Origin of the sequence: Streptomyces sp. NPDC093546 (assembly GCF_044765045.1) — a bacterium.
GTDB lineage: Bacteria > Actinomycetota > Actinomycetes > Streptomycetales > Streptomycetaceae > Streptomyces.
In genome coordinates this window covers 80,835-106,136 of the sequence record NZ_JBIWJG010000009.1, presented here as the reverse complement: position 1 = coordinate 106,136, position 25,302 = coordinate 80,835, and the positions used below count along the sequence as shown (strand labels likewise).

Genomic DNA, 25,302 nt, shown 5'->3' with positions numbered 1-25,302 from the left:
CCCTTCGGGGGGTGATGTGGGGTGGTGGGTGTGGAGGTGGGGGGTGCTGCGCTGTGGCAGTCCGTCAGGCGGCGTAGCAGCGGCGCAGCCAGCGGGCGTTGGTGTGGGGGTGCGGCGTGAACGCCTTGCGGCGGTGCAGGACCCGGTGGTTGTCGAAGATCATGAAGTCGCCGGTTTCCAGCACCAGGTCGGCCGACGGTACGGTCTTGAGGGCCGACGACCATCGCTCCAGCGCCTCCTGGGCGGCGGGCGTGACGCCGGTCGTCGTCCCCCGGTCGTAGCGCGCGCGGTGGCGGCCGTCCGGGGCGGTTTCCAGGACCGCGGCCTTCGTCAGTGGGCCGATGGCCTCTCCGTCGTTGGAGTCGGGTGCGCCGACCTCGAACTCGGGCGCCATGAGGCCGGCCCGGGTCTCCTCGTCGAGCCGTACGACGACGTCGTCGAGCGCCGCGATCTCGGTGGGTACCCGCTCCTCGTTGCGTATGGCGAAGAAGGTCAGGTACGACGGCGTGTACAGGCGGGGGTCGGAACCGGGCGGTCCGAACGGCTGGTGGGGGTTGTCGGTGTGCCAGAAGAACTCCGAGTCGGCGCCCCAGGAGCTGGTGGTTCCGGAGGCGGCCGGGTTGGGCACCACGTTGCGGATGAGCCGGCCGTCGTTCTCGTAGCTGACGGCGAACGGGGTGCACCCGAGGATCCGTATCAGCCCGAGGTGGATCGCGTTGGTCACGGCGAGTTGGGCCTCGTCCGCGAATCCGCTGACCGGCGTGGCCGGGAATTCCTGTGCGGGAAGGTTGGACAGGAGCAACGCGTGGGAGCCCGCCGCCGTGAACACCTGGATTCCCTGGAGGATGTCGCCGGGCAGATGGCGCCGCAGTGCGTATGCGCCGATGCCGCCGAGGATCGCGTCGTCGAGGTCGGAATCCAGGCTGGTCTCCGACACCCGTGCGGAGATCTCCTTGGTCACCAGGTCCCGGGCACTGTCCTCGAGACGGTACCGGGCGAACTGGAGCAGGCTGGTCATCGTTGTCTCCGTTCAGTCGGTTGCACGCCTTTGTGCGCCACTCAGCGAGCCGGTGACGGGGTCGGCGGGTTCCAGTACGTGTCCGCGCGCCGTTCCCAGCGGCGGGCGAGGGGGTCGTTGACGAGGCGGCTCAGCAGGCCGAAGGGCGTCACGACGAGGTAGTAGACGAGGAGGAGCAGGAAGCTGCGCATGAACGTTCCGTTTCTGTCGGCGGTCGGCAGTCGGCGGTCGGCGCTCTCCGGTCGGCGGTCGGCGCGGGCTTGGGCGCAGGCGCCCGGACCCGGACCCGGGCTTGGCCTCGGGCCCGGTGGGGCCGCCTAGTCCAGGGGGATTTCCTCGCGCCAGTCGGACGTCTCCGTCCAGGCGGGCTGTTCGTGCTTCTCCAGCAGGAAGTTCCCGAGCGCCAGCATGTCGATGTTGGTGCGCATGAAGCAGGTGTAGGCCTCGTGGGGCGAGTTCACGATGGGCTCGCCGCGCACGTTGAATGAGGTGTTGACCAGGACCGGGCAGCCCGTCAGGGCCTTGAAGGCGGTCAGCAGCCGGTGGTAGGGCGGGTTGCTGTGCTCCGTCACCGTCTGCACCCGGGCCGAGTAGTCGACGTGGGTGACGGCGGGGATGGTGGAGCGCTGCACCTTCAGCAGGTCCAGCCCGGAGGCGCCCTGCTCCTGGGCCTCCAGCCGCTGGGCGGCGGCGACCTGGGAGACGACCAGCATGTACGGGCTCTCCTGCGGCAGGTCGAAGTAGTCCTTGGCGTCCTCGGCCAGCACGGCCGGCGCGAAGGGACGGAACGACTCCCGGAACTTGATCTTCAGGTTCATCGCCGACTGCATGTCCGGGTTGCGCGGGTCGCCGATGATGGACCGGGCGCCGAGCGCCCGCGGGCCGAACTCCATGCGCCCCTGGAACCAGCCGACGATCTTGCCCTGGGCCAGCCCGTCCGCGACCTGCTCGGCCAGGGTGGCGCTGTCCAGCCGCCGGTGCGGGATGTTGCGGGACTCCAGGTAGGCGGCGATCTCGTCGTCGTCGTACGCGGGGCCGAGCAGGGAGCCGCTCATCGCGTCGCGGCCGGTGCGGGGGTGGTCGCGCCGCACGCCGCGTTCCATGGCGACGGCCTGGGCCGCGCCGAGGGCGCCTCCGGCGTCGCCGGCGGCGGGCTGGATCCACACCTCGTCGAAGATCCCGGCGTCGATCACCTTGCCGTTGGCCACGCAGTTGAGCGCGACGCCCCCGGCCATGCACAGCCGGGACTCGCCGGTGCGCTCGCGGGCCGTCTTGGCCAGCCGGAGCACGGCCTTCTCGGTCACCGCCTGCACCGAGGCCGCCAGGTCGAACTCCCGCTCGGTGAGCGGGCTTTCGGGGGCGCGCCGGGGGCCGCCGAAGAGCTTCTCGAAGCCGCGCCCGGTCATCACCTGGCCGCGCAGGTACTCGAAGTAGCGCATGTCCAGGCGGAAGGACCCGTCCGGCTTGAGGTCGATGAGTTGGTCCTCGATGAGGTGCGCGTAGCGGGGCTTGCCGTAGGGCGCCAGGCCCATGAGCTTGTACTCGCCGGAGTCGACCTTGAAGCCGCAGAAGTAGGTGAACGCCGAGTACAGCAGGCCGAGCGAGTGCGGGAACCGCAGCTCCGCCACGGGCCGCAGTTCGGTGCCCCGGCCGTGCCACAGGGTGGTCGTGGCCCACTCGCCGACGCCGTCGATGCACAGCACGGCCGCGGACTCGTAGGGGCTCGGGAAGAAGGCGGACACCGCGTGCGACTCGTGGTGGCGGCGTACGGAGACCTCCGGCACCCGGCCCCGGCGCAGCGCCGCGAGCTCGGCGCGCACGGTGTCGTCGGTGCGCAGCTTGCCGCCGCGGCCGAGCCAGGCGGGCAGGGTGTCGCGGAAGGAGGCGAAGCCGGTGGGGGCGGCGCCCGCGAAGGTCGCCATCACCCGCCGGAACTTCAGCCGGGGGTCCTCGTAGTAGGCGACGGCGGAGACGTCGTCCAGGCTCACGCCCTGCTCGTCGAGGCAGTACTCGACCGCACGCGACGGGAACGAGGAGTCGTGCCGACGCCTGGTGAAACGTTCCTCTTGGGCCGCGGCGACGGGCACGCCGTCGGCGATCAGCGCGGCCGCGCTGTCGTGGTAGAAGGCTGAGACTCCGAGAATCAGGTCAGACACCGCTGCATTCCTCCGCCTGGGGGTCGATGGCCACGCCGCGCGTGGCCGGGTGCGTAGTCGCATCGCCGGGTGCGTCGTCACGTCGCCGCATCGCGGGCCTCACCGGCGCCGGCCGGTGAGCCGGCTGCGGCGGGCGGCCAGCCGCGCGCCCATGCCGCTCGGCGGGTTCAGCGAGCGGTAGCCCACGCGCACGCGCTCCCACACGTCCGCCCTGCCGCCGGGGCCGGGCGTGTCGGGCAGCGAGGCCAGCAGGGTGTCCACGGCGTCGGCCGCCCAGGCGGAATGCCCGGTGGCGACGTTGTCGATGGTGTTGTGGATGTCCACGAAGCGGGTGCTGAATCCGTACGCCTTCAGCGCCAGCCGCGCCCTGCGGTACGTGCCGCCCACGCCCGACAGCTCCATGGCCAGGTTGAGCCCCAGGACCTCCGGCAGGAAGGTCCGCGGGAAACGGCCCACGCACAGCCAGTACACCGGCAGTTCCAGGGACTCCTCGCGGAAGCCGGACCACCGCGCGAACGCGGCCGAGGCCGTCGGCGGCAGCTCCACGCCCATCTCCTTGAGCACGTCGCGGTAGATGAGGGGGTGGTTGAGGTGCGGCTCGCCGTTGCCGAGCTCGTCCCAGTACGTCTCGAAGAGGGAGTGCCCGATCGCGGACGACGCCTGCTCGTAGTCGGTGAACCCCTGGAGCCAGCTGCCGTCGATCAGGGTCAGCGGCGCCGTCTGCACGGTGTCGTCGACGACGGCCTCCCGGGACGGCAGGGGAACCTCCGCGTTCTCCTCGAACTCCGCGCCGTGCCGGTCGTGCTGGGCCTGCAGCCAGGGCCGCAGCCCTTCGTGTCCCCAGCGCTCGGGGAGCGGCATGTTCGTACGGTCCATGCCGTGCCGGGAGCGCGCGAGCCAGCCGGCCACGTACTCCATGGCCCAGGAGCGCAGCGCCGGGGTGTCGGTCCGGTTCATCAGGAGGTGGTACGCCTCGCGCAGGCCCGACGGCGTACGGCCCGGGGAGCGCGACCCCGCCCGCAGCGCGCCGGCGACGGCCGCCAGGGGGTCCTCCTTCGTGCCCGCGGTGGCCGCCCGGGCCGCAGTGCCCGCGTCCTGCGCGTCCTGCGCGTCCTGCGCGGACGGCTCGGTGGGGAGGGAGTCGATCCAGCGGCGCAGGACGACCAGGTCCTCCGGCGAGAAGACCCGGAACATCGGCCCCCGCTCGCCCACCAGCCCCCGTACCAGGGAACTGGCGTGTGAACGACCGGGCTTGACCAGCTTGCTGCGCGCCAGCACGTCGAGCAGCGGCCCCGGGTCGGTCCGGCACTCCGCCAGCCAGGTGGCCAGCGACTTGCCCTCCAGCAGGAACTGGTGGTGGTAAACGGCGCCTTCACGGGACCGCAGGCGCATCAGCTCCGCCATGTCGAACGCGGGGTCCCCGGCCGCCACCAGCTCCGCGTGGAGCGCCTCGGACCACTCGCGCAGAGCGGCCAGCGCCCAGTGGAAGCCCGCGCGCACCGCCTCGGCGGCCCGCTCGCCCTCCTCCGCCAGCAGCTCGTCCACCGCGGTGCGGCACTGCTCGGCGGGCGAAAGGCCCTCGGGGTCGCGCCGGCGCGAGGGATCGATGGCGTCCCAGTCCGCCTCCGCCGGAAGCGCCGCCCGGACCATCTCCAGGGCGGGCAGCAGCCCGACGGCGCGCAGGCACAGGTCGGCCCCGAGGATCTCTCCCCGGAAGTCCTCCGGCCGTCTGCTCATCGCCAGCAGCAGTGCCGGAAGGCGGAACGCGCCGTCCGTGATGCGCTGGTCGCCGGTGAGCCGCACCGCCGGTGCTGCGTTCTCCGCGAGCCGCAGCCTGCGCAGCAGTTCGAGGTACGCGCTGCCCCGGGAGGCCGCCGGGTGGCCGGCGCCGACGTCGGCGGCGTACAGGGCGAGGATCCTCAGCACGAGGGGGGCGTCGGCGTTGCCGGGAGCGCTCAGCCACTGGAGCCATGCGCCGGACATGAGGGACAGCGGGGCGCAGCTGAGGACGGCGCGGCGGACGAGCACCTGGCGGTGTCCTTCGGGGCGGTCGCCCGGCTGGGCCTGCGCCGTGCCCTCCTCGCCTTCGGCGCCGAGCAGCGCCCGGTACCGCCCGCGCTCGTCGGACGCCCAGTCGGCGGCCCGGCGGACCAGCTCGTCGAGCGGGTCGTCGCCCGCGGCCGGTGCGGGGTGGTGGTGCAGTACGTTGCGGATCTCCTCGACGAACCTGCCTTCGGGGAGGGACGCCTCCGGGTCCGCCGCGTACGCGTACACGGTGCGTGCGGAGCCACCGTCCTGCGGCAGCCCGTGCGGGCCGTCCGTCCGGTGCTGCGCGGACAGCGTCGCCGTGGCAGCTGCCTCTGGGCCTTGCATCGTTCCCCTCTCTTTCCCGCGTGGTCGAGCACCCGGGCTGTGCGGTGCACGTCCGGTCAGAACATGGGGTAGATGGACGCGTCGTTCTTCGCCTTCCGCTTGCGCCTGAACAGCTTGGCGATGACTTTTCGCACGAACGACATGGCTGAATGCCCTCTCTTCTGGTGCGTGGACTCGGGCGTGGGCTCGGGCTTGCTCGGGCTGGTGCGTGCGGCGCTAGGAGAGGCCGAGGGAGTCGGCGAGGAGGCGGGAGACGATCTCCGTGCCGTGGTCGGTGAAGTGCGCGCGGTCCACGTACAGCCAGTCGTTCACCGTCACCTCCGCGGCGAGGACCGGGCTCATGTCGAGGAAGCGGACCTTCTGCGCTTCGCAGGCGACGCGGAGCGCCTCGGCGTACCTGCGGCCCGTCTCGATCGTGGCGATGTCGCCGTACAGCTCCCAGAAGTTGGAGACCTCGTCGAGCTCGCCGAAGACCGCCTTCTCCTCGGGCGATCCGGACTCCCGGACCCAGGTCGCGAGCGGCTGCAGGACGTAGGTGATCCGGGCGCCGGTCGGTGCCGCGAGCAGCTGCAGGGCGGCGAGGTGGCGGGTCGTCAGGTCGACGGCGTACTCGATCCGGTCGGCGAGCGGGGGCACCTTGTGGTTCTCGGTCCCGGCCGCGGCGCCGGGGCGCCGGCCGAAGCCCCGCTTCTGCTTGCGGTGCTTGACGCGCAGCTCCTCCATCTGGTCGAAGTACTCGCCGCAGTTGAAGAAGGCGCCGTGGTTCCCGCGCTGCGCGTCCGGCAGCCTGCTGAGGGCCAGGTCGTTCAGGCCGGAGAAGACGACGATCTCCTCCACCTCGGGCAGCAGTTCCCGGTGCATCAGGAACAGCAGCAGTTCCTGCATCGAGTTGTGGCTGCGGCCGGCGAAATTGAGCCACGGCACCGAGGGCGCGTACCGGGACCAGAGACGTGACGCCATCGTGGCGGCGTCGCTGGTCGCTCCGATGCCGAACGGGGTGGAACTGCCGGCCAGCAGCCGGACGGGGCCTTTCGGCGCGTTCTCCACCGAGCCCTGCCCGGTGGCGCCGTGGGAGATCCTGAATCCCAGTCGATCGGTGTTCACCGTCGCGGAACGGTATCCCGCCCGATGGAAATACATCAGGTACGGCAGGTACCGGGTTTCCGCGCGGTCGTCGAAATCGTCGTACCGCAGCATCTGCGGGGTGAGGCGTTCACGCTGGGAATTCACGGGTAGGACGCTCCTCGATTCCGTGCTCGTTCTTCCGATGGATCAGCGGGCCGCGGTGGAGTCGGTGCTGGGCCGCCTGCGCGAGAGGGCGCACCACGAGGTGGTCGATGTTCACGTGCTGCGGCAGGCCGACGGCCAGCGCCACGCACGCGGCGACGTCGTCCGCGGTCAGGGGGTGGTCGACGCCTTCGTACAGGGCGGCGGCCTTGGCGGCGTCGCCGCGCAGGCGGTTGAGGGCGAACTCGTCGGTCTTCACCATTCCGGGAGCCACCTCGATGACCCGGACCGGCTCCCCGCACAGCTCCAGCCGCAGGGTCTCGCTGAGCGCGTGCTCGGCGTGCTTGGCCGCGCTGTACCCGCCGCCGCCCTCGTAGGTGGTGAAGGCCGCGGTGGAGGTGATGGTCACGACGGTGCCTCCGGCGCCCTGCCGCAGCAGCGGCAGCAGCGCCTGGGTGACCCGCAGGGTGCCGAGGACGTTGACGGAGAACATCCGCTCCCAGTCGTCCACCGACGCGGTCGCCACGCTCTCCGCGCCCAGGGCGCCTCCGGCGTTGTTGACCAGGACGTCGCAGGCGTCCAGCGCGTCGGCGAGCCGCCGTACGGCGCCGGCGTCCGTGATGTCCACGGGCAGTGCCCGGGCGCCGGTCTCCCGCGCCACCTCGCGCAGCCGGTCGGCACGCCGGGCGACGGCCACCACGTCGTAGCCGTCCTTCGCGAGGCGGCGTACGGTCGCCGCGCCGATCCCGCTGCTCGCCCCGGTCACCACCGCTGTACCGGCCACGGGACACCACCACCTCTCCGCTCTTTTCCGCGCTCCACGTTCCGCATGTTGCCTTTCGCTTTGCATGCGAAAGGCGCAGGGGCGCTCCTCCGGTTTTTTCGGCTTTTCCGGTGGAGCCGATTCCTCTTTTCGCTTCCGGCGCCGGGATTCCGCTGGGGCGTGCGCCGTTTCCGTACGACGAGAGTTTTGCCTGTTCTCGACTCCGACTGAACCGAGCCTCGAGGTCGGGAACGCGCAACGCGGGTTCTCGAAGGGGGGACATATACGGCAAAGACCGGCAGCATCGGCATTTGTAGGGGCAGCCGTCGGGAGGGGTGGCCCTGTACCGCGCTGATGAACCGGCCGTGCCGGTTCTCCGAAGGCACGGCCGAAAGGCCCCTGTCGCCGCTCGCTATGCGGTCCGGGTGCTTTCGACTGGTTGGCGAGGGTAGACGAGCTCGCATGACGTACGGACCCGGGAGGAGTGGCCGGCAGGCCCTGGCCGCGCTTCCCGGGGCGTGGGCGTGACGGAAGCGGACCACCCTGAGAGGGAGTTTTCTGATGGCACGGACAGTCGTGCAGGGGAGGACTGAGGAAGAGCGAGAGCCACCGGGACGAGCGGCGTCGGACCGGCCGCTGCTGTCGCCCGTGGTACGGGCCATGGCCATGCTGGTGGCCTTCGTGGGGATGGTGGCGTTCGCGGTCCTGCTCGCACGCCTCACCCTGGAGCCCTCGGCGGCCTCCGAGTCGTTGACGCACAGCAACCTGCGTCCGGGTGACTCCATCCGCGACTATCTCGGGCAGCCGGACGTGCGGGACACCGTCAAGCAGATCGGCGGGAACGTGGTGCTGGGTGTGCCGTTCGGTCTGCTGCTGCCGGTCCTGGTCCCCCGCGCCCGAGGGCTCGTACGCGTCGCGGTGGTCACCGCCCTGGCGATGCTGCTGGTCGAGCTGGTCCAGGGTGCCCTCATCACCGGGCGTGCCTTCGACATCGACGACGTCCTGCTCAACACCACGGGCGCGCTGATCGGTTACCTGGTGCTGGGCCGCCTGCTGGGACGTGCCGTGCACCCTCGGCGCCGTCATTGGTGGCACCGGTTCACCAAGCGGAGCACGAGCGCCGTCTGACGCGTCGGGCGCGTACGGGTGCGTGCCCGACCCCACGGAAAAGCCCCGCTGGTCGTGGAACCAGCGGGGCTTTCCTCCGGGAGGTCCGCGGTACGGAGGACCTCCGGCCGTCAGAGCGGACGGGCGGGTCCCGGTGCGAACAGGGTCAGGCCTCCCCCGGTGCCCTCGCTCCTCAGCTCCGGCGACGACCTGCAGAGCCGCTCCGCGAGCGGGTCGCGCACCAGCACCCGGTCCGGGAAGTGCGACGGGATCTCCCCGTCGTACAGCACGGCCGAGTCCCAGTCCTCGGGGTCGCCCTCCCCGTCCCGGTCGACGATCACGGCGCGGCCCGGCACCGGCAGTGCCGTCGCCGCCGCGACGACGGCCGCTTCGACCGTGTCGGCCTGTTCCGGGGTGAGGCCGTCGAGCCACAGCGTCTGGATCTCGCAACCGAGCGGTTCATACGCGTACGCGGCGACCACGTCGGCGTCGGCGGAGAACCACCAGTTCATGGTGAGCGACGCGATGCGCAGGCCCAGGAGCCGGCCGAGCTCCTCCGGGCTCATGAGGACACCGTCCCCCTCCACGTCGAGCACCACCGCCGCGCCCCTCACCGGGTGGACGAGCCCGAGGCCGTGGGCCGCGAAGAGCTCCGCCTGCGCGGCGAAGGCGGGCGTGGCCGCCGACTCCCGGTACCACCGGATGAATCCGTCAGTCATGGCGCGCAGCTCACACCGGCCTCGTCGGCGGCGTACCCGCTGTGGAGCGCGGGCGACCGGTCACGACGAGGCTGCCGTCCGGGGTGCGCCGCGCGAGACCGCCGGTGCGGAAGTAGCCGTCGGCGGTGAAGGAGCGTGCGGTGTCGTCGGGCGCCCGGTAGTAGCCCCGCACGGTGTACGGGCCGCGGGCGAGGAGTTCGCCGTACTCCCCGTCGGGTACGTCGTTGCCGTCGACGTCGACGATGCGGACCTCGTCGTCGGGCGAGAGCGGACGGCCCTGCGTGGCCAGCACGGTCTCGTCGGGATCGGCGGGCCGGGTGAGGGTGAGCAGCCCCTCGGCCACACCGAAGACCTGCTGCAGGCGGCAGCCCCATGCGGGGCCCATCCGTTCGGCGGTCGCCCGGGGCAGCGGAGCGCCGCCGACCTGCACGAGGCGCAGGCTGCTCATGTCGGCCCCGACCGTGGCATGTACGTCGAGCCACCGCTCGACGGCGTCGGGCTCCACCGATGTGAGGGTGACCCGCTCCCGTTCGACGGCCGCGAGGCACTCGGCGGGTTCCGGGTGTTCGACCAGGACGACGGTGCCGCCGACGGAGAGGGTGCCGAGGATGCCGGGGCAGCCGAAGGCGAAGTTGTACGCGGCGGGCAGCGCGGCGAGGTACACGTCGCTCTCGGTGAGTGAGACCAGCTCGGCGGCCGCCCGCGCCTGGTAGGCGTAGTCGTTGTGGGTGCGCGGGACGAGCCGGGCCTCCTCGGCGGTGCCGCCGGAGAGCAGGAGGAACGCGACCTGGCCCGCGTTCTGCGCGAGCGCCGGCTCGGGCGGCGCCTCGACGGAGCCCAGCGGGAAGTAGTGGCAGCCCGACGGGTCGGTCGCGAGGCCGCCGTACGGGGACGGTCCGCCCGGCGCGTCCAGGGTGAACACGCGCCGCAGGAACGGCCCTTCGGCCGCGATGTCCGCGGCCATCGCCGTGTGGTCGAAGCCCTGGTACGTCGAGGGGCCGACGTAGCCGACGGCCTCGGCGACGCGCACGAGGCGGGACACCTCGGGCGCGCGGTGGGAGACCGGGCACAACACGGGGACCGCGCCGACGCGCATCAGCGCGAACACGGTGATGACGAACTCGGGAACGTTCGGCAGCTGGACGACGACCCGTTGCCGGGGCCGGAGTCCGCGCAGCCGGAATCCGGCGGCCATTCGGTCCACGCGCCGGTTCAGGTGCGCGTACGTGATCCGGTCGCCGTCCTGTACGAGCGCGGTCCGGGGTCCGTACCGCAGGGCCCAGCCGCGCAGCAGGCTGTCGAGTGTGTCGCCACGCCAGTGCCCGGCCCACCAGTAGCGGTCGACGAACTCCTCGGGCCAGGGCGTGCAGCCGTCGAGCAGGGATCTCATTCGCGCCATCCAATCCGCCGACGACCCTGCGGGCAATGTGCTGTCCCGACCATGGGCGGTGGGTTCCCTCGGCGGAAAGTCCAAGGGGCGGCCTTTCAGCGGACGGTGATCTCGTAGCGGAAGAACGCCGGCTCGTCGCCCGGCTGTTCCGTCGCGCCCGCCGTGGGGACGGGTGAGGCGGTGGCCGTCGTCCGGGCGGCGCCGCCGCACCGCGCCATCGGGCAGTGCAGCAGCGTCACCGTCGTCGTGCCCTTGCCGCGGGCGGTGAAGTCGAAGTACGCCGTGCCGTCCCCGCCGCCGGCGATGCCCTCCTCGGTGCCCTCGATCTCCTCGTGGGTGCCCCGGTAGCCGAGGACGCCGGCGTCCGGCCTCGGGCCGGCCAGGTACCAGTGCTCGCCGATGGAGGGCCGGGCCGGGACCTCGAGGGTGAACTCGTCGCCGACCGCCACGGTGATGCGGCGCTCACCGGTGTCGTACACGGTGGGGCCGAAGAAGCCGGTGACGGCGAGGACGAGGACGCAGGCGAGGGCGGCGCAGGCGGCGACGAGCAGGGAACGGGCCGTCTTGGAGAGCGGCGTCTTGGACAGCGGTGTATTGGAGAGCGGTCTCGCACGTTTGATCATGTCGGGCCGGGAATCCAGCACCGCCCGGGAGGTCGCCACCAGCGGGCCCGCCTTCCACCAGGGCGCGGGCCCGCCCGCGTTCAGGACCGGTGCCGCCCGAAGCTGATGTAGGCGAAGCCCTCGCCCGCGCGTGGCGCCCGGGTCCAGGACCGGGTGGTGAAGGTGTGGAGCCTGCCTCGGGTCAGCGCGAAGCGGGGAAGCGAGAGCCCCAGTTCGGTGTGCAGGGCCTCCAGCACCCGCAGTTCGTTGTCCCGCTCGGTGTCCTCCGGCCGGAACAGCCGTGCGGGGTCCAGGGCTTCGGGTATCGCGCCGGAGCGCTGGATCTCCGTGCCCCGCACGGTGAAGGCGTAGAGCTCCTCGCCGTGTTCGGCCACCGACAGATGGAACGCGGCCGGGTGGTCTCCCGGGGGCGAGCGCCTCGGGTCGGACCACACCACCACCGCACGGCCCGACGAGGAGGCCGCCGCCGCGGGCGACCGGAACAGGTCGCTCAGGTACTGGTGGGAGTAGCCGCCGAAGGCGAAGGCCCACCCGTCACCCGTGCCGCCCGTGCCGCCCGTGCGGCCGACGGCGACGACGGCCCGGTCCTCCCAGAGCTCCACGCCCTCCCGCTCGTGGGGCCGGGGTGCCCGCGCGGAAGCCCTCTTGGGATCCACGGGCGCGCTCAGTTCCGCGCCTTCCTCACCGATCAGGGCGGGCAGGCGGGCGGGGTCGATCCCCTCGACCCAGACACAGCGGTAGCCGTCGGACGGCTGCCGGTTCGCAGTCGGCTCCCTCAGCCAGGTGAGGCCCGGCGGGTCGTGTGCGGGCGCCGGTTCGGGAGCGGGTCCGGTCTCTCCGGCCCGCGGTGTCGCGAGGATCTCCCGCCCGCGCTCCGGAGTGATCAGCGGCCCGAGGACGGGGTCGGCGAGCACGCCGAGCGGGGCGATCAGCAAGGGTCCCGGCGGCTCCCACAGCGGGAGCGCCTCCCGCAGTGCCCGCCACGCGGCGTCGGACGCCCCCCAGCGGGCCGACTCCCGGGCTCCGGCGACGGCCCGGCCCCACGGCCCGGGCGGGGCGTAGCGGTGGGTGCCGTCCCGCACCGCGCTCAGGACGGCCTCGGCGGTCTTCGGGGCGGCCCCTCGGGCGGTCATCATCCGGAGCCAGTGCTCGTCTCCGTCCGACCGCCATCCGCCGCCGCGCGCCGGCGCCATCGCCATCGCCATCGCCTCGACGGGCAGAACCTCGGGCAGGTAGCGCGGGTCGGCCACCATGGTGCCGTAACTCCGCGAACTGCTCGGGGCGAGCAGATGCCGGAGCTGGTCCAGCAGGGCGGCGCTACGCGGCCTTCCGAAGGACGACGCCTCCTCCAACAGGGGCATGGCCTCCTCGTACCGTCCGCGCAGGGCCAGCAGGCGGGCCTGCTCCACATGGGCGTCCTGGGCGCGCGTGGTCGCGTTCACGAAGTCGGGCCGTCCCGCCCGGTTGGAGTGGAAGCCGCGGTACATGGCCTCCATGTACGCGCGGAACGACGGGTACCGGTCCGGCAGTTCACCGCTCCAGCCCTTGTAGACGTAGAGCGCCCACTCGCCGTCCTGGTCCGTGTCCTCCGGGTCGAGCAGGGCGTACGACATGTCGGAGTCCGTCTCCAGCCGCAGCGCCCGTCGCCACATCCCGGCCAGCAGGACGTCCTCCTCGCGCGGGTCGTCACCCAGATTCTGCTCGTACAGCGGGGTCATGCCGTACGGATCCCCGAACCAGTCGATGTCCGCGGTGCCACCGAGCTGGTAGATCGCGGCCGTCTGGTCGACCTGCCACCCGTCGCTCACGGCCAGGAACTCCCGGTACGAGGGCGGCAGCCGCCGCCCCAGCCGCTCCTCGGCCGCGGCGATCGCCGCCTCGTCCGCCCCGGGCCTGCCCAGGCGGACGGGGGTCTGCTCGCCGACCTCGCCCTCGCCGTCGTCCTCATCGGCGTCCGCGGGCGGAACCCACTCCTCCTGCCACCGTCCCAGGAACTCGTGCCAGTCGAAAGATGCGCTGCTCATGGCCGGATGGTGTCATCCGGCACTGACAACGGCAGCGGGCCCGCTTGCCGACACGTCCGGGCGGGCCGGGGTGGGGCGGCCGGAGGCCGTCGGGAGGAGGACCGTCGTGAAGCGGGGCCCTGCGTGATCCGAGCGCGGACCCGCCGCCTCTGCGGGCGGCCGCCGGAACGTGCCAAGCTGGTAGAGGGGCTGGTGGAAGGGACCGCGCGCGTGAGTGGTGGACAGAGCGAACTTCCCCGATTGCTGACGGCAGCGGAAGCGGCGGCGCCTGCGGACGCCGTCGCGGTGGTCGCGGAGGACCTGCGGCGTCGCTTCCACGCCACGGAGGTCTCTTTCCTCATCGTGGACCTGACCGGGAAGTCGGTGGCGCGGCTGTCCACCTCCGCCGCGGGAAGCGGGCGGGAGACCGAGCGGATCTCCCTGTTCGGCAGCGTCTACGAGGAGGTGATCCGCACCCAGCGGCTGTATCAGGAGGCGACCGACCGGGGGCGGAGGGTGATCGTGCCGGTCACCAACCGGGGGGATGCGATCGGGCTACTGGAACTGCTCCTGCCGTCCGATACCGGCCGGCTCACTCTGGACGCGGTCGCGGAGGCCGCACACGTCCTGGCCTACATCGTGATCGCCAACGGTCGCTTCACCGACCTCTACACCTGGGGCAAACGCTCCAGGCCCCCCACCTTGGCAGCCGAGATCCAGTACCAGCTGCTCCCCCCGTCGCTGTCGTGCGAGGCCGCGCAGTTCACCCTGTGCGGGAACCTGGAGCCGTCCGAGGACCTCAGCGGTGACACCTTCGACTACGTAGTGGACCGCGACACCTTGCACGTGTCGGTGACCGACCCCATGGGCCACGACATCGATTCCGCCCTGGCCGCCACGGTCCTCGTGGGCGCCCTGCGCGGCGCCCGCCGTGCGGGCGCCGACCTCGCCGAACAGGCCCACCTCGCCGACCGGGCACTCATCGATCACGGCCACGGTCATGCCACCGGGCAACTGCTGCGCATCCATCTCCATACCGGGCGGGCCCGACTCGTCAACGCAGGTCATCCCTGGCCACTGCGCATGCGGGAGGGGGTCGTGGAGGCGATCCCCTGCGAGGTGGATCATCCCTTCGGCCTGTCCGAGCTGACCCCTCACCCCTATCGCGTGCAGGACCTCAGTCTCCAGCCCGGTGACCGTCTGCTCATGTTCACCGACGGCATGCTCGAACGCCACGGCGAGAAGGTGGATCTGCCCGCCCTGCTGAAACGCACCCGGCACCTGCACCCGCGGGAGACCACGCTGGTCCTGACGTCCGCGGTCCGGGACGCCGCCGACGGCCGGCTCGGAGACGATGCCACCGCCGTGTGCCTGGACTGGCACGGTCCCCAGGAGACCCAACGGCACGTCGGCTCCGGCGCGGACATCCGGCAGGCCTCAGCCCCGCGCACCGCGAACCAGCCCTGATCGCGCGGCGTACGCGGCGTACGACGGTCAGGAAGCGGTCCAGCCAGCACCGGCATGTGCGGGCGTAGTCAGCGCCGTCTCGGCGTGTGCGCAGCAGGGACAGAGCGTTGTCGCCCTGCGCCCACATGGCGCAGGAGTAGGTCAGGGAAGGGTCCAGCCACAGGGCGTAGAAGTCGTTGGACAGGTCGTAGTGATGTTGGGTCGCTTCCGTGGACGCACCTGCGTAGTCGGGTGAGGAATGCGCGGACATCCCGGGCCTTTCGTGGTGGCGCGTCATGGCTGGTTCACGCATGTGCGGTCCGCAGACGCGGGGAGAGCCGCTGTGTCGGCGGTACCGGGCGCGGTGTGTCGGCCGGGCGCGGAGGCAGCCGGTAGTCGGTGCACGACGAGGGGAGCCGCGTTCCGCCAGCGTGCAGGTGGTGCACACGCGTGAGATAGGCGGCGCCGCGCATCAGATGGTGCGCGATGGCGATGACGTGCCGGTTGTCGACGGGTTCCAGTGTGCTGCCCGCCGCCCAGGTGTTGAAGGCGCCCATGGCGGGACCGCACCAGACCTGCCAGTCCTTGGCGTGCGCGGCATCGCCCGCGATGGCCCATCGCGAGGACATGGCCAGGTACCAGCGGAAGGTCAGAGCCATCCGGTGCTTGGCGTCGCGCTCGGCGCGGTGGAGCTGGTCCGGATGGTGGGCGGCGAGGTAGTCACGCGTGTCCGCCCACACCTCGTCCACCGGCCGGCCGAGGACGCGCTCCTCGAGTGCGCGTCGCTCCTCCGGTGGCAGGTTCTCCAGGCTGTCGTGGTCGCGGTAGAGGCGGTAGAGGCGACCGGCGCGGCCGGGGAAGAGCGTGCCGCGGCCGAGCACCTGGACGGTGACGCCCTGCTCGAACATGTCGGCTGCCGGTGCCATGGTGCAGTCGGCGAGCCCTGCCTGCGCCAGCAGTTCCTTGACGGCGGGAGAGGTGTCGGCCTCGACACTGGCCTGATTGACCGAGCCGGTGACGACGTAGTCGGCGCCCAGCGCGAAGGCGGCCGCGACGGCGTGCGGGGTGCCGAGAGCGCCGGCTGCTCCGATGCGTACCCCTGACGGGGGATGCCGATGCCCGGACGTCTCCCGCGCGACGCGGTCCCGCAGGCTGGTCATGGCGGGCAGCAGGACGGTGAGCGGGCGCCGGTCGGTGTGCCCGCCGGAGTCCGCCTCTACGGTGATGTCGTCGGCCATGGGCACGGTGCGGGCGAGCCGGGCCTGCTCGGCCGTGATGTCGTGACGGGCCACCAACTCGGCGAGGAGCGCTTCGGGAGCCGGCCGCAGGAACCGCTCCGCGACCTCGGGCCTGGACACCTTGGCGATGACGCGGTGGCCGACGACCACGCCGCCCGCCGGTCCGGGCCGCAGGCCGGCGGCCCGGTAGCGCACGACCTCGGGGGTGAGGTCGACGAAGGCCGAGGCTTCCACGCACCGCACGTTGTGGCGCAGGCAGAGATCGACGCAGGCACGCTCGCTGCGCGGAGCCATGGGAGAGTGGATCAGGTTGCAGGCGTAGGGCGTGTCCCCGAGCCGACGGGCGAGAGTCCGCAGGGCCCCCTCGATCCGGTCCTCGGAGAGGCCCGCCGCGCCGAACGAGGCGAGGTATCCGGCGCGCGCCATGGAGGTGACGAGATCGGTGCCGGAGATTCCTCCGGCCATGGCACCGGCCATGTAGGAGGCGCGTACGCCGTGGTGCTCACGGAAGCCCGGGGATCCGAGGCGGCCGGGCGGCAGCGGCGAGGCGGCGGCGAGCACCGTGTCACCCGGCAGGGGCGGGCGCGTCGTGATGCCGACACGGTCGCCCGAACGGACGACGTAACAGGGCTGGTCGAGTGCGGACAGCGCCGCGTGGACGCCTTCGGGGTCGTGCCGCATGCTCATGGTCCCACCTCCGTGAAGGCCGGGGAGGCCGGGGAGGCGGCCACCAGCGCGATGTTCCTGATGTGGTAGATGCGCAGGTCGTCGCGCCACACGCTGCCGTCGGCGCGGAGGAACACGTGATCGGGTTCCCGCCGCACCTCGCGCAGGTGCACCTCGCCGCGTACGCGCTGATGCTCCCGGAGGATCTGCCCCCGGTACGACCAGTGCAGTTCCTCTCCCACAGCCGCGCGGAACCACGCGTGGGGCAGGTGGCCGGTGAGACCGGTGTGCAGTGCGAAGGCCTGCACCGCCTGGTAGAGCATCTGCACCCCTGCCGAGCCGGGCATGACCGGGTCGTGCAGGAAGTGCCGGTCGAAGAACCAGTCGTCGGCGCGGACCGGTTTCGCGCACAGTGCGTATCCCTTGCCGTGCGCGCCTCCCGCCGGCACCACGGTCGTCTCCTCCAGCAGGGCCATTCTGCCCCGGCCGAGGCGGGCGTCCTCGCGTGCGTCGAAGTGGTGTGTGCCGGGCGGCGTGGTGTCCTGGAGGTCCAGCCACGGAGCACGGTACTGGCCGTGGTCCAGTCCTTGCTGGCGGGCGAGGACGTCCGCGGTGAAGTAGCCGTGCACGGTTTCGCCGACGTAGAAGGGCAGCCCGTCCGAGCTGAGCTCGAAAGCGTACGTGTGCATCACCGCCCCGGGGAGGTCGGTGGCGGAGCGGAGGCGTACCTGCTGCCCCACGGTGGTGCCGCGCGGATCGACGAGGTGGGTCAGCCGGGCCCGGCCTTCGAGATTGCGGCACACGAACGGCTCGTCCGGGTATTGCGTGGCCAGGCCGAGTGCTCCGGCGAGCAGGCCGGTGGGCTGCAGTGCCATCTCCATGAGTGCCAAGGGGGGAACCCCGTCGGTGCCGGCCTCCCGGTGGTACCAGGGCTCGGTGGGCATGTCGTACTCGGTGGCCGCCGAGGCTCCGATGCCTCCGGCGACGTCGCCCTTCTCGAGCCTCAACCCCCGGTCCACCATCAGGAGATCGCCCCGGGGAAGGCGCGGTCGCACCGCGGTCCGTGCCGGTGGAGCCCCGCCTCCGGCCAGCACCTGACCGAGGTCGCCCTCGGCGATGTGCGCCATGTGCAGTTCGTTGAGGGGGGCCGGCTCCCCGGTGGAGGCCAGTCGGCAGGGTGTCCGCTTCACGTGCAGCAGGGCGTCTTCCCGCGGCTCGCCGTAGACAGCGAGGCTGAGACCGCTCAACCTGGCCACCACCCGTTCGTCGTTCGCCGTGATCAGGCAGTCGGCCGTCACGAACGGGCGTGGTGACATCCCGGTCCGCACTACCACGGCGCTCAGCTGTGTGGGGGTGCTGTGCACGGCATCGGTGTCGTAGACCTCGATGTGCGTGGAGGCCTCGGGCAGCGGAACCGGGTGCGCGGCGGGCAGACACAGGTGCAGGCCGCGGTGGAGGGCGTAGACGTACAGTGCCTCGGCCGCGGCCGAGACGAGGTAGGGGACCTGCGAGGGGGTGGCGCCGTCTCCGGCGGGGCGGAGCGTGGCGGTCAGCGCTCCCAGGCCGTGCGCGCCTCCCGTCGGGTCGATGTGCTCGACGCCCTCCAGCAGGCGGTCCCGCCACGGCTGAAGGCGCAGTGCCGGAGGCAGATGGGACTGGTCGTAGTCGTCCCCCAGGACCGCGGCCACTCGGCCCGTGACCATGGTGTCGAGGTCGGCGGCCAAGAGCCGGGTTACCGATGTACGCGCCAGGGGGCGAGGGTCCGGCGGGTGGGCCGTGGCGGAGCCCTGGGTTCCGGTCGGCACACGGTCGGACGTGGCCTCAGTGAACGTGAGGAGTGGACGGTCACCGTCGTCCACGCGGCAGGCGCGTGCGCCGGTGCCGGCAACGGGCAGGCTCAGGGTGCGGAGGTCGCTCGGAGCGGTGGTGACCGGAGCGTGCCACGTCATCTCGTAGCGGCGTCGGCCGGTGGGGGGCGCGTCGCCGGTGGCGTGCGGCAGGGCCGCGCACGCGGTGGAGAGGAGCGAGCGGACGGCGCCGAGCCCGCTGTGCGGTGGCGGCGCCGGGGTGGCGGCCGTCTCGGCGGACGGCGGGCTGTCGTCGTTTTCGAGGCCGGTGCGTGAGGCCGGAAGCCGGAGCCTAGGGGCGTTGCTCGCCGGTGCGGGGACGTCGTCGCTCGCCGGTGCGGGGGCGGCCACGGTATCGCGTCGGGCCACGTTCCGCGTCTGCCACAGGCTGATGGCGTGATGCGCGTCGAGAACCGAGGCGTGGGCCCGTTGCAGGCTCAGAGCCATGCGCTCGGCCAGTCCGGCCGGGTCCTCGGCGCCGCCGCGCGCGGGCGGGGTGCTCCCGGAGGTGCGGGGAGGGGCGCCGTCCTCATTGTCCGGTGCTGTCCTCACCGGGACGTGGAGCAGTGGCTCGCCGCTGAAGGAGAGGGCGTCGTGTTCCGCGCCCGTCTCCGCGCCTGCTTCATACCAGTCAGCCATGGGTGCCCGCCAAGGTCGCAGAGGCCGCCGTGAGCAGGCGGACCGCCTCCTCCTCCGTGATCCGGAGCATGCGGAGCCCGGTCCACCGCTGAAGGACTTGCCCCGTGCTGTCGCAGGCCGTGACGGTGCAGTGCACGTCCATCGCTCCGACCTCTCTGGCTTCCGCGACGATGACGAACGGTTCGTCATCGGGAAGCGGTGCGAACAGCTCGATCTTCTCCACGCTCACCGGCCCGCAGAAGTCCGCCGGGGAGGTGCACCACGCGAGACCCGCGGCCTGCAGCAGCAGGTCGGCCAGGCCAGGGCTGAACAGGTGGCCTGCGTAGGCGCCATGAGCCAGTACGGGGTCGGTGAGGCGTGCGGCAATGACCAGCCGCTCCTGGCTCCTCTGCTCCCCCGCGCGCAGTCCGGCCAGTGACGGGCCGTGGAACAGGGGCCCGTCGACGTAGGCGGGGTGGAGTTCGCCGGTGAGGTCCACCGGCGGCAACTGGACACGGGGAGCGGGCTCGTTGCGCTCGGCGAGGCTGACGACTCCGTCGAAGTGGAGCGTCTCCGCGCGGCCGTCGGCCCGGTACGCGGTGACGCGGACGCTCTGCCCCGTGGAGTCCGGTGCCACCTGCATGCCGATCCGCTGGGGCTCGTTGCCGTCGAAGTACACACCGCGCCTGATGGTGAAGTCACGGCATTCGACGACAGGCCGTACTCCGCCCTGCGCCCGTTCCACGGTGTGCAGGGCCCAGCCGACGGCCGCGGTCATGGGCAACAGCGCGTTGCCGCCGATGCGGTGATCACACAGCATCGGTTCACCGTCGAGCCGGTCCAGCCCGCGGGTGGCGGTCAGCCCCGTGGCGGGCAGGGGTGTCTCCACCCGCAGCCACGGTGCCGCGGGGCCGATGACGGTGACGCCTTGCGTACCGCCGTCCCGCCGCATCTCCGCACGGAAGTGTGCGCAGCCGGCGTCCCGGGAGAGCACGGGTACTCCGCTCTCCGCGAAGAACTGGTGCACGGGCGCGGCCATGCCGCCCTCCCACGGACCCCAGGCGACGGGTGTGACACGGCAGTGCGGGTGGGCTGCCTGGTAGGCGCAGGCGTAGCGGTTGACCGCCTCGTTCGCCAGCGCGTAGTCGCTCTGCCGGACGTTGCCCCAGATACCGCTCACGGAGGTGAAGACCACCAAGTGCCGCAGGCGGGCGGTGTCGAGGGCGGTGAGTACGTGGTGGAGGCCGGACACCTTGGTGTCGATCACGCGGGCGATCGACTCGCCGTCCATCTGGCTCAAAGGCTGGTCACCCAGGACGCCGGCGCCGTGGATGACACCGGTGATCCGGGATGCGTAGGGGGCCAGTGCGGCAGCCACCGACTGGGGGTCGCGGACGTCCGCGCTCACGTAGGTGACGTCGGCGCCGCGTTCACGGAGTTCGCTCAGGGTGCTGCGGATCGTTCGCTGGGCGGGGTCGTCCACCCCCGTTGCCCCCTCCGGTTCGTCCGTCAGCGGGGTCCGGCCGAGCAGGACGTAACCGCACCGGTGCTCCGCGGCGAGCGCGGTGACGCACCAGGCGGTGATGCCCCGGGCCCCTCCGGTGACCAGCAGCAGGTCGCTGTCGGTCAGTTCCGCGGTGTCCGGTTGCGCGGGCAGCAGTGCGTCCGGGGTGGCGGACAGCTGTGGGGTCCGGCGCCGCTCGCCGTCCCACGCGACTTCCCGCAGATCGGTGGCCACATCATGCAGCTCGGAGTGGAACACCTCGCTGACGGCGTCGAGCGGCAGCTCGGGGGCGTAGTCCAGCGCCCGGCAGAACACCGGGGCCATTTCCAGCGCCGCTGTCTTGACCAGGCCGCCGAGGCCGCCCGCGAGAGCGGCGGCGGGGTCTCCCCCGGCGCCGGCGTAGCCGAGGGCGCCGTCGAGCTGGGTCACCGTGACGAAGGCGGCACGGTGACCGTCTCGTGCGGTCTTCGTGAGGGGCGCCTGGGCGTGTTTGGCGATCAGGACGGCGTGTCGCAGCCGCTGGGCGGCCTCGTCGGCGGATGTGCTGCGTGACCGGCTGACCGGCAGCAGACACAGGTCGAGCCGGGGGCAGTCGGCCAGCACGGCGGTGAAGGCCGCGTCCAACGCGCCCTCCGTCCAGTCCTCGAGTGATCCGCTGTTCACGCCGTCGCGCGAGACCCCCGGGAGGCCCAGGTGGTACGTACGCCAGCCCCGCGTCCGCAACGTGTCGGCGAGGGCGGCGGTCAGCTCGCCGCCGTCGTCCAGGACGAGCGCGCAGGGCTGGTCCGCGTAGGCGCCGGCCCGCTCGTCCACCGCGGGCACGGTCCGCAGCGTGACGAAGGAACGCCGCAGTTCGACCTCGCCGGTGTGGCGCAGGGCGGAGCGGGAAGCCGTGAGGGTCTCCACGAACATCTCGCTCAGCTCGCCGATGGTGCGCGCCTCGGTGAAGCGGAAGAGGTCCTCGCGCTTGATCGAGGGATACAGGCGCCACAGCTCCGCGCCGATCTCCACCTGCTTGAGGGAGTCGACACCGAGATCTTCCTGGATGTACATGTCGGGTTGGAGCATGTCGATGTCGTAGCCGGTCTTCTGCGCCACGATGGCCCGGCACGCCTCGGTGATCTCCTCGAGCGACAGTCCCGTCATGTCGGTCAGTGCCTGGTCCGGCCGGTCGTCTTCGCCGGCCAGCAACTGGGCCAGCGCGGAGCGGCCCTGGGGCGGGGTGTCGTCCTGTCGCAGAGCCGGAGCCGGAGCTTCGGGTTGCGGGGGTGTGTCCGTCGGCGCCCACTGGGCCGGAACCGGAAGGTCGGCACGCCGGACCGGACCGTCACCCGCGTCACGGAGCAGGTCGGTGACGGCCGCGGCCGCCTGGGCGTGCGCCTCGCTGAGGGCCTGCCCGTGGTCGGCGATCGCCGAGACGGCGGTGACGAGCTCCTGGTCGAGCTTCCCGTTCGCCGCCCGGGTGCGCAGCAGATCGGTGAGTTCCTTGGTGGTGTCCGTCTGCTGGTGCAGGAAACGGGTGTGGGCGGCCAGGTGGTCGGTGGCGGCGCGGGTCAGGACGGTGACGTCCGTGGTGGCGTCGGGGGTCCCGGTGTGGAGTGCGGCGGGGACGGCCTCGGTGGGAGAGGCGGCGGCCTCGCGGGAGGTCGCGGGCCCCATCTCCGCGATGCACCGGTGGTATGCGTCGCGGCGGCTCTCCGCCGCGAACATGGGGCCCTCCAGCAGCCGGGCCACCGACGAGGCGTCGGGGCGGGGTGGGGCCGGTGGGGCGTCGTAGCGGTTGAGATCGCTCAGGGGGACGCCCAGGACGGCCAGGCGCAGCGCCGCCTCCTTCAGTGCGGTCGCGCTGCTCTCCGGGTTTCCGGCGTCGCACGGCACCGTCTCCACGTCCTGCGCCGGGAGTGTGCGGGCGACCAGGCGGGTCAGGACCTGCTGGGGGCCGAACTCGACGAACACGCGGAAGCCGTCGTCGTACATCTCCCGCAGGCGGCCGGCGAAGTCCACCGGGCGCCGCAGCTGCTCGGCCAGCACCGCACGGTTGGCGTCGCCGTCCGGCCCGTAGGCGGTGTCCGCCGTGTTGGCGTAGACGGGCAGCCGGGGAGAGTGGAAGGAGGTGCCGGCGCAGGCGGCCCGGAAGGGTGCGACGGCATGGTCGACCAGGGACGTGTGGAACGCCGCGGCCACCGGCAGCGGCCGTACGGTGATGCCGGCGTCCTGGCAGGCACGTACGAAGCGCTCCACTTCGGGGGCCGGGCCGCCGACCACCTGCTCGTCGGGGGCGTTGTGGTTGCAGAGCGTGAGTTCGGGGTGGTCGGTCGCGAGCATGTGCTCGGCCGTGTCGCGCGGCAGGCGGACGGCGGCCATGGCCCCGGGATCGGCGCTGTCCGTCGGGGGGCGCATCGCCCGCCCCCTGGCCTGTGCCAGCGTGGCGAAGGCGTCGTCGTCCAGAACGCCGGCGGCCCACAGCGCCGTCACTTCGCCGAAGCTGTGTCCGAGCAGCCCCGCGGGGGTGAAGCCCAGTTCCCGGAGGTAGGTGTACTGGCCGGACGCCAGGGCGCCGACCGCCGGTTGTGCGTAGTCGGTACGGCGCAGGCGCGCGGTGTCGCGGCCCTTGTCGGATCCGGGTGGGGGGAACACCGTGCGGGCCAGCGTGTCCTCGGCCGGAGAGAGCGCGTTGGCCCGGTCGAAGGCCTCTCGTACCGGGGGGACGGCGAGCAGGGCCGTCAACCCCATGTTGACGTACTGGCTGCCCTGGCCTGCGAAGAGCGCGGCGACCTTGGCGTCGGCCGGCAGGGCCGTCCGGCGGTAGTGGATGCCCTGCGGGACCGGCACCTCCCGCGTGGTGTCCAGAAACCGCACCGCCTCGGACAGGAGGTGGGTGTACTGCTCGTCGTCCGCGGCGACGAAACCGAGCCGCGCGTGGTCGGCCGGCACGGGGCCTTCGTCGGGGGCGTCGCCGCGCCGCAGCCGTACGAGGAGGTCCTGCGGCTCGGGGGCGTGCCACAGGAAGGCGCGGGGGGTGCGGTGCAGGACCTGCTCGCGGCGCCCTTCGGAGGGTGTGTGCTCCTCCAGGACCGCGTGGTAGTTGACGCCCCCGAAACCGAAGGCCGACACCCCGGCCCGCCGGGCCGGACGGGCGGGGTCGCGTACCCAGGGCCTGCACTCCGTGTTGACGTACACGGCGCTGTCCTCGCGGCCTGCGGGGCCGGTGGGGTGGTCGACGTTCAGGGTGGGGGGCAGGACGCGGTGGTGCAGGGCCAGGGCCGCCTTGATCAGTCCGGCCGCACCGGCTGCCGCCTTGGTGTGCCCGATCTGCGATTTGACGCTGCCGACGGCGACATGGCGGCTCTGTCCGGGTGTGGCGAGGAGCTTGTCCAGCGCGGAGAGTTCGACCTCGTCGCCGGTGGCCGTCCCGGTGCCGTGGGCCTCGATCAGTTCGACCGTGCTCGGGGAGCAGTCCGCGTCCTCGTAGGCGTGGCGCAGGGCCGCCAGCTGTCCTTCGGCGGACGGGGCGTAGATGCTCTTGGCGCGCCCGTCGCTGGAGCTCCCCAGGCCCCGGAGCACCGCGTAGATCCGGTCCTTGTCCCGCTCGGCGTCCTCGAGCCGCTTGAGCGCCAGCATCCCGATGCCTTCGCCGATCAGCGTGCCGTCGGCCGCCGCGTCGAAGGGACGCACCTGGCCGCTCGGCGACAGAGCGGGGGTCTGACTGAAGCACATGAACGCCACGATCGAGTTGTCGGCGTCGCATCCCCCGGTGAGCATCAGGTCGGCGCGGCGGCACAGCAGTTCGTCCACGGCCGTCCGCACCGCGGCCAGGGAGCTGGCACAGGCCGCGTCGACCGTGTGGTTCGCGGCGCCGAGGTTCATCCGGTTGGCGATCCGTCCGGAGACCACGTTGCCCAGGATGCCGGGGAAGGAGTCCTCGGTCCATGACGGCAGCGCTTCCAGGTACGCCCGGACGAAGCGCCGCACGTCCTCCTCGGGTGTACCGAGATCCCGGAGGATTCCCGCACCGGTCGGCACCATCAGCCGGGCGGCGAGCGGTACCAGGGTCGAGTTGCTGCCGCACACACCGAGTACCACACCGGTACGGGCCGGGTCGTACCAGGCGGCCTTGTCGCACCCGGCGTCGGCCAGGGTGTCCCGGGCGACGAGCAGGCTCAGCAGCTGGACGAGCCCGATGGAGTCCAGCGTCCGCGGTGGCATGCCGAATTCGCGCGGGTCGAACAGTGTGGGCGACAGGAAGCCGCCGCGCCTCGCATAGGTCTTGTCCGGGGCGAAGGGGTCGGGGTCGTAGTGGTCCTCGGGATCCCACCACTTCAGCGGCACGTCGCCGATGCAGTCCCGGCCGGTCACCACGTTGTCCCAGAACTCACCGAGTCCGGTTGCCTGGGGGAAGAGACAGGACATCCCGACGATGGCGACCGGGTCGCGGGCGAGACGGCGATCGAAATCAGCGGCGTTCACCAGGTACCTCGTTTCCATAACGGCCACGGCTCATGGCCCACACCTGCGGTAACTCTGAACCTTCAGTGGAAAGGGGGCCGAGGTCCCTCGACCCCCTGCAGTACGTCGAGAAGACGGCGCGTGAGGAGATGTTCATT

General features: G+C 72.2%; 15 protein-coding genes and 1 pseudogene. 2 read left to right on the top strand and 14 right to left on the bottom strand.

Translation table 11 applies throughout. From position 1 onward, the window contains the following. Positions 1-64: 64 nt before the first annotated feature. The 6 genes from ACIRNI_RS20850 to ACIRNI_RS20825 form a co-directional block, all read right to left on the bottom strand. Complete coding sequence (locus tag ACIRNI_RS20850) at positions 65-1,018, bottom strand: TauD/TfdA family dioxygenase (protein ID WP_355360515.1); 954 nt, start codon at positions 1,016-1,018, stop codon at positions 65-67. A 41-nt stretch (positions 1,019-1,059) separates the two neighbouring features. Further along, positions 1,060-1,209 (bottom strand): hypothetical protein, encoded by a 150-nt coding sequence (locus ACIRNI_RS20845; RefSeq protein ID WP_403553028.1) that lies wholly within the window; start codon positions 1,207-1,209, stop codon positions 1,060-1,062. A gap of 126 nt (positions 1,210-1,335) precedes the next feature. Beyond that, on the bottom strand, positions 1,336-3,174 hold the full coding sequence (locus ACIRNI_RS20840) for a carbamoyltransferase (RefSeq protein ID WP_403553026.1): 1,839 nt from the start codon (positions 3,172-3,174) through the stop codon (positions 1,336-1,338). Positions 3,175-3,273: 99 nt separating this feature from the next. Next, positions 3,274-5,547, bottom strand: coding sequence for an iron-containing redox enzyme family protein (locus ACIRNI_RS20835; RefSeq protein WP_403553025.1), 2,274 nt, complete (start codon positions 5,545-5,547; stop codon positions 3,274-3,276). A 216-nt stretch (positions 5,548-5,763) separates the two neighbouring features. After that, positions 5,764-6,777: an Inducer of phenazine A gene (locus tag ACIRNI_RS20830; protein ID WP_403553023.1), complete on the bottom strand. Its 1,014-nt coding sequence runs from the start codon at positions 6,775-6,777 to the stop codon at positions 5,764-5,766. After that, positions 6,761-7,558 carry an SDR family oxidoreductase gene (locus ACIRNI_RS20825; protein WP_403553021.1) on the bottom strand — a complete coding sequence of 266 codons (798 nt, stop codon included), beginning with the start codon at positions 7,556-7,558 and terminating at the stop codon, positions 6,761-6,763. The genes ACIRNI_RS20830 and ACIRNI_RS20825 overlap by 17 nt, the downstream gene beginning before the upstream one ends. Before the next feature lie 540 nt (positions 7,559-8,098). Between ACIRNI_RS20825 and ACIRNI_RS20820 the strand changes: the two genes are divergently transcribed. Further along, entirely contained in the window at positions 8,099-8,665 is a 567-nt protein-coding gene (locus ACIRNI_RS20820; protein WP_403553019.1) for a VanZ family protein, read from the top strand. A gap of 110 nt (positions 8,666-8,775) precedes the next feature. Here ACIRNI_RS20820 and ACIRNI_RS20815 read toward each other — a convergent pair whose 3' ends face one another. From ACIRNI_RS20815 to ACIRNI_RS20800, 4 genes are all read right to left on the bottom strand, one after another. Next, positions 8,776-9,363 carry a hypothetical protein gene (locus ACIRNI_RS20815; protein WP_403553017.1) on the bottom strand — a complete coding sequence of 196 codons (588 nt, stop codon included), beginning with the start codon at positions 9,361-9,363 and terminating at the stop codon, positions 8,776-8,778. 10 nt (positions 9,364-9,373) lie between these two features. Next, positions 9,374-10,753: a (2,3-dihydroxybenzoyl)adenylate synthase gene (locus tag ACIRNI_RS20810; RefSeq protein ID WP_403553015.1), complete on the bottom strand. Its 1,380-nt coding sequence runs from the start codon at positions 10,751-10,753 to the stop codon at positions 9,374-9,376. Positions 10,754-10,848: 95 nt separating this feature from the next. Further along, positions 10,849-11,415: a protease inhibitor I42 family protein gene (locus ACIRNI_RS20805; protein WP_403553013.1), complete on the bottom strand. Its 567-nt coding sequence runs from the start codon at positions 11,413-11,415 to the stop codon at positions 10,849-10,851. A 41-nt stretch (positions 11,416-11,456) separates the two neighbouring features. Next, a complete protein-coding gene (locus ACIRNI_RS20800) occupies positions 11,457-13,400 on the bottom strand; it encodes an SMI1/KNR4 family protein (RefSeq protein ID WP_403553011.1) in 1,944 nt (647 codons plus the stop codon). A gap of 240 nt (positions 13,401-13,640) precedes the next feature. Between ACIRNI_RS20800 and ACIRNI_RS20795 the strand changes: the two genes are divergently transcribed. Continuing rightward, positions 13,641-14,846, top strand: coding sequence for a PP2C family protein-serine/threonine phosphatase (locus ACIRNI_RS20795; RefSeq protein ID WP_403553009.1), 1,206 nt, complete (start codon positions 13,641-13,643; stop codon positions 14,844-14,846). Between the two features lie 112 nt (positions 14,847-14,958). Here ACIRNI_RS20795 and ACIRNI_RS20790 read toward each other — a convergent pair. From ACIRNI_RS20790 to ACIRNI_RS20775, 4 genes and pseudogenes are all read right to left on the bottom strand, one after another. Next, positions 14,959-15,096, bottom strand: a pseudogene (locus tag ACIRNI_RS20790) (class I SAM-dependent methyltransferase); the annotation flags it as partial. Between the two features lie 34 nt (positions 15,097-15,130). Then, on the bottom strand, positions 15,131-16,750 hold the full coding sequence (locus tag ACIRNI_RS20785; RefSeq protein ID WP_403553007.1) for a PfaD family polyunsaturated fatty acid/polyketide biosynthesis protein: 1,620 nt from the start codon (positions 16,748-16,750) through the stop codon (positions 15,131-15,133). After that, on the bottom strand, positions 16,747-19,215 hold the full coding sequence (locus tag ACIRNI_RS20780) for a 3-hydroxyacyl-ACP dehydratase (RefSeq protein ID WP_403553006.1): 2,469 nt from the start codon (positions 19,213-19,215) through the stop codon (positions 16,747-16,749). The genes ACIRNI_RS20785 and ACIRNI_RS20780 overlap by 4 nt, the downstream gene beginning before the upstream one ends. Beyond that, on the bottom strand, positions 19,208-25,165 hold the full coding sequence (locus ACIRNI_RS20775) for an SDR family NAD(P)-dependent oxidoreductase (RefSeq protein WP_403553004.1): 5,958 nt from the start codon (positions 25,163-25,165) through the stop codon (positions 19,208-19,210). Before ACIRNI_RS20775 ends, ACIRNI_RS20780 begins: the two co-directional genes overlap by 8 nt. Positions 25,166-25,302 lie beyond the last annotated feature (137 nt).

What these genes read in the sequence shown, in the direction of transcription:
- ACIRNI_RS20820 (WP_403553019.1), top strand. Translation starts at nt 8,099, where the DNA reads ATGGCACGGACAGTCGTGCAGGGGAGGACTGAGGAAGAGCGAGAGCCA.
- ACIRNI_RS20800 (WP_403553011.1), bottom strand. Translation starts at nt 13,400, where the DNA reads ATGAGCAGCGCATCTTTCGACTGGCACGAGTTCCTGGGACGGTGGCAG.
- ACIRNI_RS20835 (WP_403553025.1), bottom strand. Translation starts at nt 5,547, where the DNA reads ATGCAAGGCCCAGAGGCAGCTGCCACGGCGACGCTGTCCGCGCAGCAC.
- ACIRNI_RS20780 (WP_403553006.1), bottom strand. Translation starts at nt 19,215, where the DNA reads ATGGCTGACTGGTATGAAGCAGGCGCGGAGACGGGCGCGGAACACGAC.
- ACIRNI_RS20810 (WP_403553015.1), bottom strand. Translation starts at nt 10,753, where the DNA reads ATGAGATCCCTGCTCGACGGCTGCACGCCCTGGCCCGAGGAGTTCGTC.
- ACIRNI_RS20845 (WP_403553028.1), bottom strand. Translation starts at nt 1,209, where the DNA reads ATGCGCAGCTTCCTGCTCCTCCTCGTCTACTACCTCGTCGTGACGCCC.
- ACIRNI_RS20850 (WP_355360515.1), bottom strand. Translation starts at nt 1,018, where the DNA reads ATGACCAGCCTGCTCCAGTTCGCCCGGTACCGTCTCGAGGACAGTGCC.
- ACIRNI_RS20815 (WP_403553017.1), bottom strand. Translation starts at nt 9,363, where the DNA reads ATGACTGACGGATTCATCCGGTGGTACCGGGAGTCGGCGGCCACGCCC.
- ACIRNI_RS20785 (WP_403553007.1), bottom strand. Translation starts at nt 16,750, where the DNA reads ATGAGCATGCGGCACGACCCCGAAGGCGTCCACGCGGCGCTGTCCGCA.